Origin of the sequence: Streptomyces inhibens (assembly GCF_003389455.1) — a bacterium.
Classification (GTDB): Bacteria; Actinomycetota; Actinomycetes; order Streptomycetales; family Streptomycetaceae; genus Streptomyces; species Streptomyces inhibens.
Map to the genome: position 1 here is coordinate 1 of NZ_QUAC01000451.1, position 17555 is coordinate 17555.

The 17555-nt window shown below is 71.9% G+C and carries 16 protein-coding genes; 7 read left to right on the top strand and 9 right to left on the bottom strand.

Annotated elements, in window-relative coordinates:
* Positions 1–279, top strand: a 279-nt coding sequence (locus DY245_RS38875; RefSeq protein WP_128511817.1) for a hypothetical protein, incomplete at its 5' end; no start/stop codon positions are given.
* Positions 280–321: 42 nt separating this feature from the next.
* Here the strand turns inward: DY245_RS38875 and DY245_RS38880 are convergent.
* The 4 genes from DY245_RS38880 to deoC all read right to left on the bottom strand — a co-directional run bounded on the left by DY245_RS38880 (position 322) and on the right by deoC (position 4112).
* Positions 322–693 carry a hypothetical protein gene (locus DY245_RS38880; protein ID WP_128511818.1) on the bottom strand — a complete coding sequence of 124 codons (372 nt, stop codon included), beginning with the start codon at positions 691–693 and terminating at the stop codon, positions 322–324.
* 105 nt (positions 694–798) lie between these two features.
* Entirely contained in the window at positions 799–1659 is an 861-nt protein-coding gene (locus tag DY245_RS38885) for an aldehyde dehydrogenase family protein (RefSeq protein WP_128511819.1), read from the bottom strand.
* Positions 1652–3082 carry an aldehyde dehydrogenase family protein gene (locus DY245_RS38890; protein WP_128511820.1) on the bottom strand — a complete coding sequence of 477 codons (1431 nt, stop codon included), beginning with the start codon at positions 3080–3082 and terminating at the stop codon, positions 1652–1654. The genes DY245_RS38885 and DY245_RS38890 overlap by 8 nt, the downstream gene beginning before the upstream one ends.
* Before the next feature lie 7 nt (positions 3083–3089).
* Positions 3090–4112, bottom strand: coding sequence for a deoxyribose-phosphate aldolase (gene deoC, locus DY245_RS38895; RefSeq protein ID WP_181924055.1), 1023 nt, complete (start codon positions 4110–4112; stop codon positions 3090–3092).
* Between the two features lie 214 nt (positions 4113–4326).
* Between deoC and DY245_RS38900 the strand changes: the two genes are divergently transcribed.
* Positions 4327–4956, top strand: coding sequence for a PH domain-containing protein (locus tag DY245_RS38900; protein ID WP_128511821.1), 630 nt, complete (start codon positions 4327–4329; stop codon positions 4954–4956).
* 156 nt (positions 4957–5112) lie between these two features.
* Here the strand turns inward: DY245_RS38900 and DY245_RS38905 are convergent, their stop codons facing one another.
* The 3 genes from DY245_RS38905 to DY245_RS38915 form a co-directional block, all read right to left on the bottom strand.
* A complete protein-coding gene (locus tag DY245_RS38905; protein WP_128511822.1) occupies positions 5113–6807 on the bottom strand; it encodes a phospho-sugar mutase in 1695 nt (564 codons plus the stop codon).
* A gap of 279 nt (positions 6808–7086) precedes the next feature.
* Entirely contained in the window at positions 7087–7908 is an 822-nt protein-coding gene (locus DY245_RS38910; RefSeq protein ID WP_128511823.1) for a purine-nucleoside phosphorylase, read from the bottom strand.
* 167 nt (positions 7909–8075) lie between these two features.
* Entirely contained in the window at positions 8076–8513 is a 438-nt protein-coding gene (locus DY245_RS38915) for a gamma-glutamylcyclotransferase family protein (RefSeq protein ID WP_128511824.1), read from the bottom strand.
* A gap of 35 nt (positions 8514–8548) precedes the next feature.
* On the opposite strand from DY245_RS38915, the gene DY245_RS38920 reads away from it, so the two are divergent.
* Together DY245_RS38920 and DY245_RS38925 are read left to right on the top strand one after the other, a co-directional pair.
* On the top strand, positions 8549–10099 hold the full coding sequence (locus tag DY245_RS38920; RefSeq protein WP_342354256.1) for an NAD(P)H-quinone dehydrogenase: 1551 nt from the start codon (positions 8549–8551) through the stop codon (positions 10097–10099).
* Between the two features lie 317 nt (positions 10100–10416).
* Positions 10417–11403 (top strand): DeoR/GlpR family DNA-binding transcription regulator, encoded by a 987-nt coding sequence (locus DY245_RS38925; protein ID WP_128511826.1) that lies wholly within the window; start codon positions 10417–10419, stop codon positions 11401–11403.
* A gap of 94 nt (positions 11404–11497) precedes the next feature.
* Here DY245_RS38925 and DY245_RS38930 read toward each other — a convergent pair whose 3' ends face one another.
* Positions 11498–12049, bottom strand: a complete 552-nt coding sequence (locus DY245_RS38930; RefSeq protein ID WP_128511830.1) for a TetR/AcrR family transcriptional regulator — start codon at positions 12047–12049, stop codon at positions 11498–11500.
* Between the two features lie 435 nt (positions 12050–12484).
* Here DY245_RS38930 and DY245_RS38935 point away from each other — a divergent pair, with 435 nt between their 5' ends.
* Positions 12485–13669 (top strand): alpha/beta hydrolase, encoded by a 1185-nt coding sequence (locus tag DY245_RS38935; RefSeq protein WP_128511827.1) that lies wholly within the window; start codon positions 12485–12487, stop codon positions 13667–13669.
* 113 nt (positions 13670–13782) lie between these two features.
* On the opposite strand, the gene DY245_RS38940 is transcribed toward DY245_RS38935, so the two are convergent.
* Complete coding sequence (locus DY245_RS38940) at positions 13783–15552, bottom strand: acetyl/propionyl/methylcrotonyl-CoA carboxylase subunit alpha (protein WP_128511828.1); 1770 nt, start codon at positions 15550–15552, stop codon at positions 13783–13785.
* A gap of 499 nt (positions 15553–16051) precedes the next feature.
* On the opposite strand from DY245_RS38940, the gene DY245_RS38945 reads away from it, so the two are divergent.
* Both DY245_RS38945 and DY245_RS38950 read left to right on the top strand, forming a co-directional pair.
* Entirely contained in the window at positions 16052–16522 is a 471-nt protein-coding gene (locus DY245_RS38945; protein ID WP_128511831.1) for a hypothetical protein, read from the top strand.
* A 145-nt stretch (positions 16523–16667) separates the two neighbouring features.
* Positions 16668–17555: protein kinase family protein (locus DY245_RS38950; protein WP_244943536.1), on the top strand; the 888-nt coding region annotated here is incomplete at its 3' end.

Consider the following 17555-nt stretch of genomic DNA (forward strand, 5'->3'; position numbering starts at 1 on the left):
GCGCCCGCCCCGGCGCGCAGCACCGACACCGGCGCGACGGCCTCGGCGCTGACCGGCGCGCTGCTGCACTCCGCGGCCGGCGGCGTCGGCCCGCTCAAGAACATCCAGGTGGACCCGCTCGCCAACACCCCCGTCGACCCGCTCGCCAACGCCGTCAGTACCCAGGTCGCCGACTTCAAGCCGCTGAGCACCTCCCTGCTGACCGGCAACCTCTCCCGCGGCGCCGCCATCAGGGACGTACCGCTGGTGAAGCACGTGATGAAGATCCTGCCGGGGTGAGGTCCGGGCGCCGGCCGGCGGAGGCCGCGGCCGGTCCGCGGGTCAGCGCCCGTAGTGGAAGGCCGCGATCAGCGCTTCCATGTCGTCCCTGAACGAACAGCCGAGCGCCAGCCACGAGCCGTCGACGAAGACCGGATCGAAGCGGCCACGGGGGAACGTGGTGCGCGGCCTGGGCCGCAGTTCCGCGATGTTCCCGACCGCGCGCGACAGCGGGTTGTTGACCAGCCGGTTGTCGACCGGCCGGCTGGTGGCCGCCCGGCCGAGCGGCCGCGACGCCTTGTCGAGGGCACTGCTCAGCGTGCCCCGGATCCGCTTCTCGCCCGACGGCTGGTTCCGGGGGGCCCTCAGATGGGCGGGAACGAGCGGGAGGTCGGGGAGCCTCTCGCGACGAGGGGGCGTCCATGGCGCGGTCAAGATCATCTTAGTGAAGAGGGCGGACGGCAGTGCGGGGCCCCAGCCGTTCGGCCGGGGCCCCGCACAGTCGATTTCGCAGTCGTCACAAGGGCGACAAACCTGGCGCTAGACGCCCATCGGATGCCACACCGTCTTCGTCTCCAGGAAGGCCAGGAGGCGGTCGGTGCCGGGGTCCGCGGTCCAGTCCGTCGTGCCCGGGCGCAGCACCCGCTTGAGGTTGTCGGCCGCGGCCGTCTCCAGGTCCTTGGCCGATCCGGCGTCGGCGCCCGCGAGATCGATCGCGTTGACGTCCTGGTGGGCGGCGAGCGGGGCAGCGATCTCCGCCGTACGCCCGGAGAGGATGTTGACCACGCCGCCGGGGAGATCGGAGGTGGCGAGCACCTCGGCCAGGGAGAGGGCGGGCAGCGGGGAGTCCTCGGAGGCCACCGCGATCACCGTGTTGCCGGTGACGATCGCCGGGGCGATCACCGAGACCAGGCCGAGGAAGGACGACTCCTGGGGGGCCAGGACGGCGACCACACCGGTGGGCTCGGGGGAGGAGAGGTTGAAGTACGGGCCGGCGACCGGGTTGGCGCCGCCGGCGATCTGGGCGACCTTGTCGGACCAGCCCGCGTACCAGACCCAGCGGTCGATCGCCGCGTCCACCTGGGCGGTGGCCTTGGACTTGGACAGCCCCTCGGCATCCGCGACCTCGGCGATGAACTGGTCGCGGCGGCCCTCCAGCATCTCGGCGATGCGGTAGAGGATCTGGCCGCGGTTGTAGGCCGTGGCGCCCGACCAGCCGCCGAACGCCTTACGGGCGGCGACCACCGCGTCCCGGGCGTCCTTGCGGGAGGCCAGCGGCGCATTGGCGAGCCATGTGCCCTTCGAGTCGGTCACCTCGTACACCCGCCCGCTCTCGGACCGGGGGAACTTCCCCCCGACGTACAGCTTGTAGGTCTTGAAGACGGAGAGTCGGTCAGACATTGAGGTACGCCTCCAGACCGTGGCGGCCGCCCTCGCGGCCGAAGCCCGACTCCTTGTAGCCGCCGAAGGGCGAGGCCGGGTCGAACTTGTTGAACGTGTTGGACCAGATGACGCCCGCGCGCAGCTTGCTCGCCATCCACAGCATCCGCGAGCCCTTCTCCGTCCAGATGCCGGCGGAGAGGCCGTACGGGGTGTTGTTGGCCTTCTCCACGGCCTCGGCCGGGGTGCGGAAGGTCAGCACGGACAGCACCGGGCCGAAGATCTCCTCGCGGGCGATGCGGTGCGCCTGGGTGACGCCCGTGAAGAGGGTCGGCGCGAACCAGTAGCCGGAGCCGGGGAGTTCGCAGGCCGGGGCCCAGCGCTCGGCGCCCTCGGCCTCGCCCGCGTCCACCAGCGCGGTGATACGGGCCAGCTGCTCGGCGGAGTTGATGGCGCCGATGTCGGTGTTCTTGTCGAGCGGGTCGCCGACGCGCAGGGTCTGCATCCGGCGCTTGAGGGCGTCCAGCAGCTCGTCCTGGACCGATTCCTGGACGAGGAGGCGGGAGCCCGCGCAGCAGACGTGGCCCTGGTTGAAGAAGATGCCGTTGACGATGCCCTCGACGGCCTGGTCGATGGGGGCGTCGTCGAAGACGATGTTCGCCGCCTTGCCGCCCAGTTCCAGGGTCAGCTTCTTGTCCGTACCGGCGACGGTACGGGCGATGGCCTTGCCGACCTCGGTGGAGCCGGTGAAGGCGACCTTGTTGATGTCGGGGTGCGCGACCAGCGCGGCGCCCGTGGAGCCGTCGCCCGTGATGATGTTGACGACGCCCTTGGGCAGGCCCGCCTGGCGGCAGATGTCCGCGAAGAACAGCGCGGACAGCGGGGTGGTCTCGGCCGGCTTCAGGACGACCGTGTTGCCGGTCGCCAGCGCCGGGGCGATCTTCCACGCCAGCATGAGGAGCGGGAAGTTCCAGGGGATGACCTGGCCCGCGACGCCCAGGGGGCGCGGGTTTTGGCCGTAGCCCGCGTGGTCGAGCTTGTCGGCCCAGCCCGCGTAGTAGAAGAAGTGCGCGGCGACCAGCGGCAGATCGGCGTCGCGGGATTCGCGGATCGGCTTGCCGTTGTCCAGCGACTCCAGGACGGCCAGCTCGCGCGAGCGCTCCTGGATGATCCGGGCGATCCGGAAGAGGTACTTGGCGCGCTCGGCGCCGGGCAGCGCGGACCACTTCTCGAAGGCCTTGCGGGCGGCCTTCACGGCGCGGTCGACGTCGTCGGCGTGGGCCTGGGCGACCTCGGAGAGGACCTCCTCGGACGACGGGGAGACGGTCTTGAAGACCTTGCCGTCACAGGCCGGGGCGAACTCGCCGTCGATGAACAGGCCGTAGGACGGCGCGATGTCGACGACCGCGCGGGACTCGGGTGCGGGTGCGTAATCGAAGGTCATGGGTGCCTCAGTCCACCGTGACGTAGTCGGGGCCGGAGTAGCGGCCGGTGCTGAGCTTCTGGCGCTGCATCAGCAGGTCGTTCAGGAGGCTGGAGGCGCCGAAGCGGAACCAGTCGGCGGTCAGCCAGCGCTCGCCGAGCGTCTCGTTGACCATCACCAGGTACTTGATGGCGTCCTTGGTGGTACGGATGCCGCCGGCCGGCTTCACCCCGACCTGGACGCCGGTCGCGGCGTGGAAGTCGCGAACCGCCTCCAGCATGAGGAGGGTGACCGGCGGGGTGGCGTTGACGGCGACCTTGCCGGTCGAGGTCTTGATGAAGTCGGCGCCCGCGAGCATCGCGAGCCAGGAGACCCTGCGGACATTGTCGTACGTCTGGAGCTCGCCGGTCTCGAAGATGACCTTGAGGTGGGCCGCGCTCCCTCCCCCAGACTCCGTCTGGGAGGTGCCCCCAGGACGGGCGCAGGCCTCCTTGACGGCCTTGATCTCCTCGAAGACCTCCATGTAGCGGCCGGAGAGGAAGGCACCCCGGTCGATCACCATGTCGATCTCGTCGGCGCCGGCCGCGACCGCGTCACGGGTGTCGGCCAGCTTGACCGGCAGGGCGGCGCGGCCCGCCGGGAAGGCGGTGGCGACGGACGCGACATGGACGCCGGAGTCGCCCAGCGCCTCCTTGGCCGTCGCGACCATGTCGGGGTAGACGCAGATCGCCGCGACCTTGGGGGAGGTGCGGTCGGTGGGATCGGGGTGGATGCCCTTGGCGCACAGCGCCCGGACCTTGCCCGGGGTGTCCGCGCCTTCGAGGGTCGTCAGGTCGATCATCGAGATGGCGAGATCGATGGCGTACGCCTTCGCCGTGGTCTTGATCGAGCGGGTGCCGAGGGTGGCGGCGCGGGCCTCAAGGCCGACCGCGTCGACCCCCGGGAGGCCGTGGAGGAAGCGGCGCAGCGCACCGTCGTCGGCGGTCACGTCCGCCATTGACGCCAGACGCCCCGCGGCTTCCTTGCCGTATGCGGGAACAGTGATGGGCATGGTCACGAGGGGAGCATATCTACGCGCGTAGCGCCATGTCATCCCCCTCGGAGGTCCGAATCCGGACGGTACGGGAGCCCGCCGGCGCGGGAACATGCCCGGTCACAGGCACCGCGCAGGACCGTGACGGGCGCCGGGGCGCGTCCGCCGCCACCGCCCGAATGATGCCGTAACGCAATGTCCGGCATCCGGACGGTCAGGCAGAATCGGCGGCATGACGCGCCAGGAACGGTCCACCCCGCCTCAGCAGCAGTACGCCGAGCGCAGCTACCGCTCGCCCGCGGCCCTCGTCGGCGGCGTCCTGCTGCTCCTGCTCGGACTCTGGCTCGGCGGCGACGCGCTGCTGCGGGGCGCCACCGACACCAAGCTCATGGCGCTGTTCGCGCTGCTGCTCGGCGCGCCGCTGGTCGTCGCCTACACCGTGCGCCCGCTGGTCAGGGCGGGCGAGGACCGGCTGACGGTGCGTAACCCGTTCCGTACGATCACGCTGCCGTGGGGCGCCGTCCAGGATCTGCGGGCGTCGTTCTCCACCGAGGTGTCCACCGCAGGCGGCAAGTACCAGCTGTGGGCCATCCCGGTCTCGCTGCGGCAGCGCAAGAAGGTCAGCCGGCAGGCGATGCGCGGCGCCGACACGTCCCGGCCCCGCTTCGGGCCGAACGCCGACGCCGGCGGCCCGGTGCCGCGCGCCATGGCCGACCAGGCCCTCGACGAACTGCGCGAGATCAAGGAGCGCGCCGCGGACCGCGAGAGCGCCCAGGGCGAGCCGGTGGTGCGCTGGTCCTACGCGGTCATCGCACCGGCCGTGGTGGGTGCGGTGGGGCTGGCCGTGATGATCGCGCTCTGAGCGCGGTCCTCGCGAACGCCGTGCTCATGGCGCGCCGCCGTACACCAGCGCCGTCCACGCGCCCGAGTAGGTCGTAACAGATGCGGGCCCGCCCCTCGTACGAGAGGCGGGCCCGATCCACGACATCGCCGCTTGCCCGACCGGGCGGAGCGCGCGTCAGATGCCGGCCGCCGCCGACACGTCCCGCTTGATCGCGGCCAGTGCCGCAGCAGCCTGTGTGCGGGCCTCGGGCAGGGCCTGGGCCGAGGCCACCGGGACCACGACCTCCAGGTAGCACTTGAGCTTGGGCTCGGTGCCGCTGGGGCGGACCACGACGCGGGCGGCCTCGATACCGGCCGCCGGCGAACCGGACAGGTAGTAGCGCAGACCGTCGGTCGGCGGCAGCGACTCGGTGCCCTGGTTCAGGTCGTCGGCCCGTGACACCGTCAGGCCCGCCAGCGCGGCCGGCGGCTGGTCGCGCAGCCGCCGCATGGCGTCGGCGATCAGCGACAGGTCCTCGACGCGGACCGAGAGCTGGTCGGTGGCGTGCAGCCCGAATTCCACCGCGAGGTCGTCGAGCAGGTCGCCGAGCGTGCGGCCGGTCTGCTTCAGCTCCGCCGCCAGCTCGGTGACCAGCAGGGCGGCGGTGATGCCGTCCTTGTCGCGTACGCCCTCGGGGTCGACGCAGTAGCCCAGCGCCTCCTCGTAGGCGTACCGCAGGCCGTCCACCCGGGCCAGCCACTTGAAGCCGGTCAGGGTCTCCTCGTACGGGAGCGCCGCGGCGGCCGCGATCCGGGACAGCAGCTGGGAGGAGACGATCGTGGTCGCGAAGGTGCCGGACGCCCGCTTGCTCACCAGATGCGCGGCGAGCAGCGCGCCGACCTCGTCGCCGCGCAGCATCCGCCAGCCGTCCGGCGTGCCGGGGGCCGGGACGGCGACGGCGCAGCGGTCCGCGTCCGGGTCGTTGGCGATCACGATGTCCACGTCGCCGGCGCCCAGGGAGCGCGCGGTGGCGAACGCGAGATCCATCGCGCCGGGCTCCTCCGGGTTGGGGAAGGCGACCGTCGGGAAGTCCGGGTCCGGCTCGGCCTGCTCCGCGACGACCGTCGGCGCCGGGAAGCCGGCCCGGGCGAAGGCGGCGACGAGGGTGTCCCGGCCGACGCCGTGCAGGGGCGTGTAGACGACCTTGGTGTCCCGGGGGGAGCCGGGCGTCAGCACCGCGTCCGTACGGGCCAGGTAGGCGGTCAGCACCGCGTCGTCGAGGGTTTCCCAGCCGGACCCGGGCCGCGGGACGTCGGCCAGCGAGCGGACCGCCGCGATCTCGGCGGCGATCTCGCCGTCCGCGGGCGGCACGATCTGCGAGCCGTCGCCCAGGTAGACCTTGTAGCCGTTGTCGCGCGGCGGGTTGTGGCTGGCGGTCACCTCGACGCCGGCCACCGCGCCCAGGTGCCTTATCGCGAAGGCCAGGACGGGCGTGGGCAGCGGGCGCGGCAGCAGCGCGGCGCGCAGGCCCGCGCCGACCATCACGGCCGCCGTGTCGCGGGCGAAGTCGGCGCTCTTGTGGCGCGCGTCGTAGCCGATGACGACGAGTCCCGAGCCGTCGCCCTGTGCCTTGAGGTACGCGGCGAGGCCGGCCGCGGCGCGGATGACCACCGAACGGTTCATCCGCATCGGACCCGCGCCCAGCTCACCGCGGAGCCCGGCGGTGCCGAACTGCAGGGTGCCGGCGAAGCGGGCGGCCAGTTCGTCGGCGATCTGGGCGTCGTCGGCGGCTTCGATGAGCTTGGACAGCTCGTCCCGGGTCTCCGGGTCGGGGTCCTCGGCCAGCCATGCCTTGGCCCGGGTGATCAGCTCCGCGGGATCGGTAGCCACGTGATGCTCCTGACGGTGGATACGGGTTGGGGGGCGCGCTGAGGAGTGCCGATGAGGCAGGCTCGTCCGGCTCGTCACGTTTACCCCGTACGCGCGAGGATCGAGCCGCGGAACCGGCCAATCCGGCCAATGCCGGTCAACGCCGGTCGCTGCCGCTCGATGACAGCGTGCGGCGGGCGGCGGGCCGGCCCGGCGGGTGGCGTGCCGGCTGATCTTCATGGATCAGCCTGCGCCGCTGTGTGCGCACCCGCCGGCCGTCGGCCGTCCTGCCCTGGTGGCTCAGAGTTTTTCGAGCACCTGGGCGAGCAGGCTGCCCATCCGGGTCGCGGAGTCGCGGCCGGCCTGGAGCACCTCTTCGTGGTTGAGCGGCTCGCCCGTCATACCGGCGGCGAGGTTCGTCACCAGGGACAGACCGAGCACCTCGGCGCCGGCCTCGCGGGCCGCGATGGCCTCCAGGACCGTGGACATACCGACCAGGTCGGCGCCCAGGGTCCGGATCATCTTGATCTCGGCGGGGGTCTCGTAGTGCGGGCCGGGGAACTGGGCGTAGACCCCTTCCTCCAGGCTCGCGTCGACCTCCTTGCACAGCGCGCGCAGCCGCGGCGAGTACAGGTCGGTCAGGTCGACGAAGTTCGCGCCGACGATCGGGGAGGTGGCGGTGAGGTTGAGATGGTCGCTGATGAGGACCGGCTGCCCGGGGCGCATGCCCTCGCGCAGACCGCCGCACCCGTTGGTGAGGACGACGGTCTTGCAGCCGGCCGCGACGGCGGTACGGACGCCGTGCGCCACGGCGGCGACACCGCGGCCCTCGTAGTAGTGGGTACGGCCCAGGAAGACCAGCGCACGCTTCGCGCCGACCTGGTACGAGCGGATCTTGCCGCCGTGTCCTGCGACCGCGGGCGGCGGGAAGCCGGGCAGCTCGGTGACGGGGAATTCGTACTCGGGCGCGCCCAGGGCCTCGGCGGCCGGGGCCCAGCCGGAGCCCATCACCAGGGCGACGTCGTGGGTCTCGGCGCCGGTCAGCTCGCGCAGGCGGGCGGCGGCGTCGGCGGCGGCGCCCTGAGGGTCGCGCGCGATGTCCGGGGTAACAGATGCGTTCACGCGGACGAGGGTAGCCGGTAATCCCCTACGCGCGTAGATGTCGCTGCTCACGGTACTCGGATCGTTGTCTTGTGGCATCCGCCAAAAGCCGGCCCGGGTGCGCGGCGGCGCCCGTACGGCGGCGGCCTCGCGGGTTCCTGGCCGTCCCCCGTATTACGGCCGGTCCCTCAGCAGGGCCGCTTCCGCAGCTCCATCACATAGTCGTGCGGTGCGCCCGCCGACTCCGCGGCATCCGCGATCTCGCCCAGATAGCGGGCGGACGGCAGACCGCCCTCGTAACCGTTGAGGACATAGATCCACGCCGTCTCGTCGCCTTCGAGGGTGTGCACCCGCACCCGCATCCGGCGGTAGATCTCCAGGCCGACGCCCTCCCAGCGGTCCATGGACTCCTCGTCCATGGGAGCGATGTCATAGAGGGCGACGAAGAGCTGGGAGTCCGGGTCCTCGACGACCGTCGCCAGTGCACCCTCCCAGCCCATCTGCTCGCCGCCGAAGGTGAGCCGCCAGCCGTTGAGCCAGCCGGTGCCGCGCAGCGGCGAGTGCGGTGCGCGGCGGGACATCAGCCGCGCGTCGAGGTTGCCGGCGTACGCGGCGTAGAGCGACATGGTTCCGAGGGTACGGGAGGTTGCCCCTCGGGCTCGTGGTACCGGGGGTTCGCACAACACGGCGGTGCGGAGCACACCCCGGGGCCCGCAAGGCGCGCACACCGCCCCCGGGCGAGAGCAAGGTTCGGGCGTGCGGGACAATGGAGTACGTGACTCGGATCGTGATCATCGGTGGCGGACCCGGCGGATACGAAGCGGCCCTGGTGGCCGCCTCTCTCGGCGCGGAGGTGACCGTCGTCGACTGCGACGGTCTGGGCGGGGCGTCGGTGCTCACCGACTGCGTGCCGTCGAAGACTCTTATCGCTACGGCCGAGGTGATGACGACCTTCGACTCCTCGTACGAGGAGCTCGGCATCATCGTCGAGGACGACACTCCGCACATCGACCGGCCGGCCCGGGTCGTCGGCGTCGACCTCGGCAAGGTCAACCGACGAGTCAAACGCCTCGCACTCGCCCAGTCGCATGACATCACCGCCTCCGTGACCCGCGCCGGCGGCCGGGTCATGCGCGGTCGCGGCCGTCTGGAGCCGGGTCAGGCGCCGGACGGTTCGCGCAAGGTGACGGTCACCGCCGCCGACGGCACCTCGGAGGGGCTGATCGCGGACGCGGTGCTGATCGCCACCGGCGCGCACCCCCGCGAGATCCCGGACGCCCTGCCCGACGGCGAGCGGATCCTGAACTGGACGCAGGTCTACGACCTCGACGAGCTGCCCGAGGAGCTCATCGTGGTGGGCTCCGGTGTCACCGGTGCCGAGTTCGCCGGCGCCTACCAGGCGCTCGGCTCCCGCGTCACCCTCGTCTCCTCCCGTGACCGCGTGCTGCCGGGCGAGGACCCGGACGCCGCCGCCGTCCTGGAAGACGTCTTCCGCCGCCGCGGTATGAACGTCATGGCGCGTTCCCGGGCCCAGTCCGCCAAACGGGTCGGCGACCGCGTCGAGGTCACCCTCGCCGACGGCCGGACCATCTCCGGTACGCACTGTCTGATGGCGGTCGGCTCGATCCCCAACACCGAGGGCATCGGCCTCGAAGCGGCCGGCGTCAAGCTCAAGGACTCCGGTCACGTCTGGACCGACAAGGTCTCGCGCACCACCGCCCCCGGTGTGTACGCGGCCGGCGACTGCACCGGCGTCTTCGCGCTGGCGTCCGTCGCCGCGATGCAGGGCCGGATCGCGATGTACCACTTCCTCGGCGACGCGGTCACCCCGCTGAACCTCAAGACCGTCTCCGCGAACGTCTTCACCGACCCGGAGATCGCCACCGTCGGCTACTCCCAGGCCGACGTCGACAGCGGCAAGATCGACGCCCGGGTCGTGAAGCTCCCGCTGCTGCGCAACCCGCGCGCCAAGATGCAGGGCATCCGCGACGGCTTCGTGAAGCTCTTCTGCCGCCCCGGCACCGGCATCGTCGTCGGCGGTGTGGTCGTCTCCCCGCGCGCCAGCGAGCTGATCCACCCGATTTCGATCGCGGTCGACAACAATCTGACAGTCGAGCAGATCGCCAGCGCCTTCACGGTCTACCCGTCGCTGTCCGGTTCGATCGCCGAGGTCGCCCGTCAGCTGCACAGCCGCAAGACGGCCGGCGAGTAGCCGCGAACGTCCCGCGAACAGCCCACAAAGAGTTGCCGGGCGGACGGCAATGGGCGATTGAAATCTTTGTGCCCCCACTGAGCACTTGGGATGAAACGTCCCTGCGGGGGTGGCGACCGGGTCATCCTGGGGGTCTGCCGCGGTGAGCTCCGCCAAGGGTGCTGACCAGGTAGCAAGCAGGTCGCACCGCCCGGCAGTTCGACATTCGCCCGACATATGCACACCGCATACCACGTCACGCTCCGCGGTGTGAACAACTTCCGTTAATTGGTGCAACCTGCTGAAAACAGACGGTCGTTGGCGTTACTGTCAGTTTCGTGTTCGCTGCAGAACGTCGCCAATTGATCCTTGAAATGGTGCGCGCCAACGGAGCGGTATCGCTCCGGGAGCTCGCCCGCGTCGTCCAGACCTCCGAAGTAACCGTACGGCGGGACGTGCGGGCGCTGGAGGCAGAGGGACTGCTCGACCGCCGGCACGGCGGTGCGGTCCTGCCGGGAGGTTTTACCCGCGAATCCGGTTTTCCACAGAAATCCCATCTAGCGACCGCGGAGAAAACGGCCATCGCCGATCTCGCGGCGGGCTTCGTCGAAGAGGGCGAGGCCATTGTCGTCGGTGCGGGAACCACGACCCAGGAGCTGGCCCGCCGGCTCGCCCGTGTCCCCGGACTGACCGTCGTCACCAACTCCCTCCTCGTCGCCCAGGCGTTGGCCCATGCCAACCGGGTCGAGGTCGTGATGACCGGCGGCACCCTGCGCGGTTCCAACTACGCGCTGGTCGGCAGCGGTGCCGAACAGTCCCTCCAGGGCCTGCGGGTGTCCCGCGCCTTCCTGTCGGGCAGCGGGCTGACCGCCGAGCGCGGCCTGTCCACCTCCAACATGCTCTCCGCCAGCGTCGACCGGGCGCTCGTCCAGGCGGCGGGGGAGGTGGTGGTGCTCGCCGACCACACCAAGCTCGGCTCCGACACGATGTTCCAGACCGTGCCGACGGATGTGATCACCCGCCTGGTCACGGACGAGCCACCGGGCCACGACGACCGCGCCGCCACGGAGCTTCAGGCGCTGGCCGACCAGGGTGTACAGATCGCCGTCGCCAGCGGTTCGGGCGCGGGCCACGGGCCGGGCCAGCCCGGCCTGGACGGCGGCGCGGGGGAGCGCAGGGGCCCACGGCGGGACGTCCCGCTGCCGGGCCAGCGGCGCAGCCACCCGCCGGGCGGCCAAGGCGGCGCGCCACAGCTGCGCTCGGCCACGCCACTGACCGAGGCATCGGGCGGCCGGGTCGCCGATCTGGCCCCACGACGCCGCTGAGTCAAGGAGCCGGGGGCGCGCCGGGCAACGGGCGCGCCACCTCGGAGCCCGAAGGCGCTTCGGAGAGCTCCCGGCCGTGATGCGCCGGAAGGCGCTAGCTCTCCGCCTTCAGCCCGCTCAGGGTGAGCGTCAGCAGCCGGTCGGCGAGCTTCGGATCGTCCGGGGACTCCTCGACGGCCAGCGCGATGCCGTTGGTGAGCTGCATCAGATCGCTGATGCTCACATCGGGGCGTACCGCCCCGGCCCGCTGGGCGCGGGTCAGCAGCGCGTCACCGGCCTCGCGCATCGGCACGCTGCACCGCGCCATCCCCGAGCTGTCGTCCGCCGACGCCGTCATCAGCGCGCGCGACAGACCGCGGTAGGTGCTGGCGTGCGTGATGATCGCGCGCAGCCATTCGACCAGTGCGGCGCACGGCTGCGGCGCATCGGCCAGCTCCCTGGCGTAGGTCAGCAGGGCGTCCACCTCGCCCTGGAAGACCGCGCCCATCAGGGCGGTGCGGTTGGGGAAGTGCCGGTAGAGGGTGCCGATGCCGACGCCGGCGCGGCGTGCGATGTCCTCCAGCGAGGTGTCCGTGCCGTGTTCGGTGAAGGCCGTACGGGCCTCGGTCAGCAGCCGCTCGTAGTTGCGGCGCGCATCGGCCCGCATCGGGCGTACGTCATGCGTGCGCGCAGGTACGGTCGCCACCGCACCTCGCGTCGCCTGCCGCTGCCCTGCCGTCTCGGTCGCCATCGCCGTCCTCCCTCGACCCGGCCGGTTGCGGTCCGGTGGCTCCAGCATGCCATTGCCCCATCGGAGGGGGCCCCGGTGCCGTACGCGACGATGTGTCGGGGGCATCCTCCGCCGGGTCCGGGCGGGTCCCGCCGCCCCCTGGGGTGGACGGCCGGCGGACCGGGCATGAAGTCCCGGCATACCCCGGTGGTCGCGCGGCCGAACACCTCGGCGGCGTCGCAACGTCACGCCGCCAAGAGACATCAAACCTGGCGCAATGAGGTCTTCCGGGCTCTCCCGGAGGCCCTGGAATACGCCGTGGCGGACCGCCGGGGGAGCGGGCGACGGCGCGGAACATCTGGGGAAAACGTCATGGGACTGACCAGCCGATCGCTGTTGTACGCCGTGGCCGCGGTCGCCGTGGTCTGCGTAGGACTCACGCTCTGGCTGTGGCCGCGGTTCGCCGGGCGCGGACCGCGGGCGCTGCTGGGGCGGCTCGGCTCGATCGCCGCGACCCAGCTGACCATCGTGGCGGCGCTCGGCCTCGCGGTGAACGCCAACTTCCAGTTCTACGCCTCCTGGCACGAGCTGCTCGGCCTGTACGACGACGCGCCCGCCGCCCACGGCAAATGGGGTAACGGCGGCACCGCCGGGCCCGCCGGGGACCCGTCGAAGGGCCTCGTCCAGACATCGGGCCCGGACGGGCTGGACAAGGTGCACGGCCTGCCGAAGGGCCCGCCGGAGCAGTCGGGCAAGGTCGAGTCCGTACGGATCGTCGGCAAGCGGACCCGGGCCGTGGACCCGGCGTACGTCTATCTGCCGCCGCAGTACTTCCAGCCGCAGTACGCCCGCCAGCGGTTCCCCGTCATCGTCGCGCTCAGCGGCTACCCGGGCGGCACCTTCCTGCTGGGCCAGCATCTGCGGCTGCCGCAGACCGCCGCCGGGCTGATCCGCGCCGGCAAGATGCAGCCGACCGTGATCGTGATGCTGCGGCCCACCATCGCGCCGCCGCGCGACACCCAGTGCGTCGACGTACCGGGCGGCCCGCAGGCCGAGACGTTCTTCGCGCGCGATGTGCCGGACGCGCTGAGGTCGCACTACCGCGTCGGCCACGACCCCGGCGGCTGGGGCGTCCTGGGCTACTCCTCGGGCGGCAGCTGCGCCCTCCAGCTGACCATGCGGCACGACCGTACCTACACCGCCGCGGCCGCCCTCTCGCCCGACTACAAGGTCAGCAACGACCCCACGACCGGCGACCTCTTCGGCGACGGCCAGGACCGGGTGCGCCGCCGCCAGGGGCACGATCTGATGTGGCGACTGCGGCATCTGCCCGCCCCGCAGGTGAGCGTCCTGGTGGGCACCAGCCGTACGGGCGAGAAGAACTATCCGGCCGCCCAGGCCTTCCTGGCCGCGGTCAAACCGCCGATGAAGGCCGACTCGATCGTCCTCGACCACGGCAGCCACAACTTCGCCACCTGGCGGCGCGAACTGCCCGCCGCGCTCCAGTGGATGGATAAGCAGCTGACGTTCCCGGAGGACGTGGTGGGCAACTCCTAGGGCCTGTCCGATGGGTCAGGGTCGGACATGCCCTAGACCTGCGCGGACAGACGTGCGGGGCTCCCGGCAGTCGGTTGCCGGGAGCCCCGCACGTCGTCCGAAGCGCTACCGCGTCAGTCCTTGATCTCGCAGATCACCGCGCCGGAGGTGAGCGCCGCGCCGACCTCGGCGGTCAGGCCCTTGATGGTGCCGGAGCGGTGCGCGTTCAGCGGCTGCTCCATCTTCATCGCCTCCAGGACGACCACCAGCTCGCCCTCGGCGACCTGCTGGCCCTCCTCGACGGCGACCTTGACGATGGTGCCCTGCATCGGGGAGGCGAGCGCATCGCCGGAGGCGGCGCTGCCGGCCTTCTTGGTGGCCTTGCGCTTGGGCTTGGCGCCACCGGCGACCGCGGCGCGGGCCAGCGGCATCCCGAGCGAGGACGGCAGCGAGACCTCCAGGCGCTTGCCGCCGACCTCGACGACGACCGTCTCACGGGTGTCGGCCTCGGCCTCGTCCGCGCCGGGCGCGGCGAACGGCGTGATCTCGTTGACGAACTCGGTCTCGATCCAGCGGGTGTGGACCGTGAACGGGCCGGCGGAGCCGGTGAGTTCGGGCGCGAACGCCGGGTCCTTGACCACCGCGCGGTGGAACGGAATGGCGGTGGCCATCCCCTCCACATGGAACTCCGACAGCGCGCGGGCGGCGCGCTGCAGCGCCTGCTCGCGGGTGGCGCCGGTGACGATCAGCTTGGCCAGCAGGGAGTCCCAGGCCGGGCCGATGACCGAACCGGACTCCACGCCGGCGTCCAGGCGCACGCCGGGGCCGGCCGGTCCGTCGAACTTGGTGACCGTGCCGGGCGCCGGAAGGAAGTTGCGGCCCGGGTCCTCACCGTTGATGCGGAACTCGAAGGAGTGGCCGCGCACCGCCGGGTCGTCGTAACCCAGCGCCTCGCCGTCGGCGATCCGGAACATCTCGCGGACCAGGTCGAGGCCGGTGACCTCTTCGGTGACCGGGTGCTCGACCTGGAGGCGGGTGTTGACCTCCAGGAAGGAGATGGTGCCGTCCTGGCCGACGAGGAATTCGCAGGTGCCGGCGCCCTCGTAACCGGCCTCCTTGAGGATGGCCTTGGACGCGCGGTACAGCTCGTCGTTCTGCTCGTCCGTCAGGAACGGGGCCGGGGCCTCCTCGACGAGCTTCTGGTGGCGGCGCTGGAGCGAGCAGTCACGGGTCGAGACGACGACCACGTTGCCGTGCTTGTCGGCCAGACACTGGGTCTCGACGTGCCGCGGGCGGTCCAGGTAGCGCTCGACGAAGCACTCGCCGCGGCCGAAGGCGGCGACCGCCTCGCGCACCGCGGAGTCATACAGCTCCGGGACCTCTTCGAGCGTACGGGCGACCTTCAGACCGCGGCCGCCGCCGCCGAAGGCCGCCTTGATCGCGATCGGCAGGCCGTGCTCCTTGGCGAAGGCGACGACCTCCTCGGCACCGGAAACCGGGTCGGGGGTGCCGGCGACCAGCGGCGCGCCGGCGCGCTGGGCGATATGCCGCGCCGCGACCTTGTCGCCGAGGTCGCGGATGGCCTGCGGGGGCGGGCCGATCCAGGTCAGCCCCGCGTCGAGGACGGCCTGCGCGAACTCGGCGTTCTCGGAGAGGAAGCCGTAACCGGGGTGGATGGCGTCCGCGCCCGAATCGGCGGCGGCGGCCAGGACCTTGGCAATGTCCAGGTAACTGGTGGCAGGTGTGTCACCGCCCAAGGCGTATGCCTCGTCCGCCGCGCGTACGTGCAGCGCGTCCCGGTCGGGGTCGGCGTAGACGGCTACGCTGCCGATCCCCGCGTCCCGGCAAGCACGGGCAACGCGAACAGCGATTTCGCCACGGTTGGCGATGAGCACCTTGCGCACGATGGGGGTCCTTCCTTGGCGCTTCGCCGCAACTAATGGATGCGGCGATTTTAGGGACTGGCGACACCGCGTGCCGACCCGTTCCCTGGGGTGAGCTTGCCCACACGGAGTGTGTTCGGGGCGCCAGTGAGGGACCTAAGCCCCCTGGTATCCCAGGGTAGGCCCGGATTCCTGGGCTCCGACCCGCGCCCCCGTGTGGCCTAGGTCTCGAACTTTGAGCGTCCTGCGAATCGTCAATTCTTTGTGGAGTCCCTACGAATGGGCGAAGGAAACTTTGCGTCCGGCTCCGTCCGTCGGCGCGCCGCCGGCCGCTTGATCGCACTCATCCGCACCCACTGGTGCAGAACCCTTGCCCCAGCTATTACCCGTTAGTAGCGTGCGCGATGCCCTCTTGTGCTTGAGGTAACAGCTGTACTCGCGTGACCAACGGTAAGAGCGGCAACCGGCGTCCTCATGGCGCATCGTGCTCGGCAAACGGTGGAAGTGGGTGGACGGGGTGATGGCGCGACGACCGGTGGCCTTGGCCGCGGCGGTGGTACTGATCCTGGAGGCGTTCGGGATCGTGCTGCTCAACTGGATCCTGAGCATCGTGGTGGACCGGCAGCAGATGTCCCTGGCCGGGCTGCAGCCCCGCGCGATGTCCACCGGCTCCTGGGTCGGCGGCGGCCTCTTCGGCCTCTACCTCCTCTTCTGCGCCGTCGTCCTGCTCCGCACCGCCCTGCGCGACCGCGCCCCCGGCGGCTTCACCCGTATCGCCCTCATCAGCTGCGCGGTGGTGCACGGCCTCCTGGGCGCCTTCGCCGTCGGCCTGGTCGGCTGGGTCGCGTTCCTCGCGATGATGGTCGTGCTGGGGCTGCTGGTGCTGACACTGGTGGCCTACGGAGCGGGCCGTACGGGTGACGAGGGCGCGGACCGCACGGTGAGCGCCGCCCCGAACGGCCCCGCCCCGGCGGCCCCCACCTCCGCCTGACCCGCCCCCGGATTCCGCCGGGCCCGCCTCCTGCCGGCCCGGCCGGAACTCCACCCGCTCCCGGGCGGATTCGACTCCGCCCGGGACCGCGCGACACGCCCGGGTAGGCTCATCGCGCTGTGTCGTCGGACGGGGGATGGTGCGCATGCATGCGCCAGTTGCGGGTACGGGAGGCCGGGCGCGAAGCGCGTCGATCGGCCCGATCGGCCCGTACGCGGTGCTCCGCGGGCTGGACGACGAGACGTCCGGCATACCCGTACCGGAGCAGCGGTTCATCGGGCGGAGCACGGACGGCGACCGTACGGTGCTGATCAGCGTCCCGCTGCCGGGGGCCGACCCCGGGCGGTTCCTGGCCGAGGCGGAGGCCTCGCGCTATCTGCTCGGTCCGTGGTCCTCACCGGCCACCGAGCTCGCGGCGCCCGGCGACGCCGCCTGGTACGCCCGCCCGTACCTCCCCGCGGTCCCGTTGCCCACCGCGCTCGCCCTGTACGGCGGGCCGCTGCCCGAACGCACCGTACGGGCGCTCGGCGCGGCCCTCGTGGAGACCCTGATCATCGGGCACGGGCAGAACCTGACCCACGCCGGCGTGTCCCCCGCGGCCGTGCTGCTGGCCGCGGACGGGCCCCGGCTCACCTGCTTCGGGGCGGTACGGGCCGCGGCCGAGGACGGCACACCGCGCTCCGGGCTGCCGGGCCTGGAGTCGGGGAGCCTGCCGCCGGAGCAGGCGAACGGCGGGCGGCCGCACCCGATGGGCGATGTCTACGCGCTCGGCGCGACGCTCGCCTACGCCGCCACCGGCCACACCGTGCCGGAGCGGGAAGAGCTGCCGCCCGCCTTGCGGACCGTCATCACGGGCTGTCTGTCCCGGGACCCGGCGGTCCGGCCACGCCCCGCCGAGCTGCTGGACGCGCTCAGCCCGATCGCCGACGACGCCACCTCGGCACCCGCACCGCAGGCCCCGGCCGGCTTCGACGCCGCCGCGCCGTCCCCCGCCACCGTGCTCGACGCCGCCGGGAACCCCGCCGGCCGCGCC

Bases quoted from the DNA above. Each gene is read 5' to 3' on its own strand.
- DY245_RS38945 (WP_128511831.1), top strand. From the start codon at position 16,052: ATGGCGCGACGACCGGTGGCCTTGGCCGCGGCGGTGGTACTGATCCTG.
- deoC (WP_181924055.1), bottom strand. From the start codon at position 4,112: ATGCCCATCACTGTTCCCGCATACGGCAAGGAAGCCGCGGGGCGTCTG.
- DY245_RS38885 (WP_128511819.1), bottom strand. From the start codon at position 1,659: ATGTCTGACCGACTCTCCGTCTTCAAGACCTACAAGCTGTACGTCGGG.
- DY245_RS38935 (WP_128511827.1), top strand. From the start codon at position 12,485: ATGGGACTGACCAGCCGATCGCTGTTGTACGCCGTGGCCGCGGTCGCC.
- DY245_RS38890 (WP_128511820.1), bottom strand. From the start codon at position 3,082: ATGACCTTCGATTACGCACCCGCACCCGAGTCCCGCGCGGTCGTCGAC.
- DY245_RS38900 (WP_128511821.1), top strand. From the start codon at position 4,327: ATGACGCGCCAGGAACGGTCCACCCCGCCTCAGCAGCAGTACGCCGAG.
- DY245_RS38930 (WP_128511830.1), bottom strand. From the start codon at position 12,049: ATGCGGGCCGATGCGCGCCGCAACTACGAGCGGCTGCTGACCGAGGCC.
- DY245_RS38915 (WP_128511824.1), bottom strand. From the start codon at position 8,513: ATGTCGCTCTACGCCGCGTACGCCGGCAACCTCGACGCGCGGCTGATG.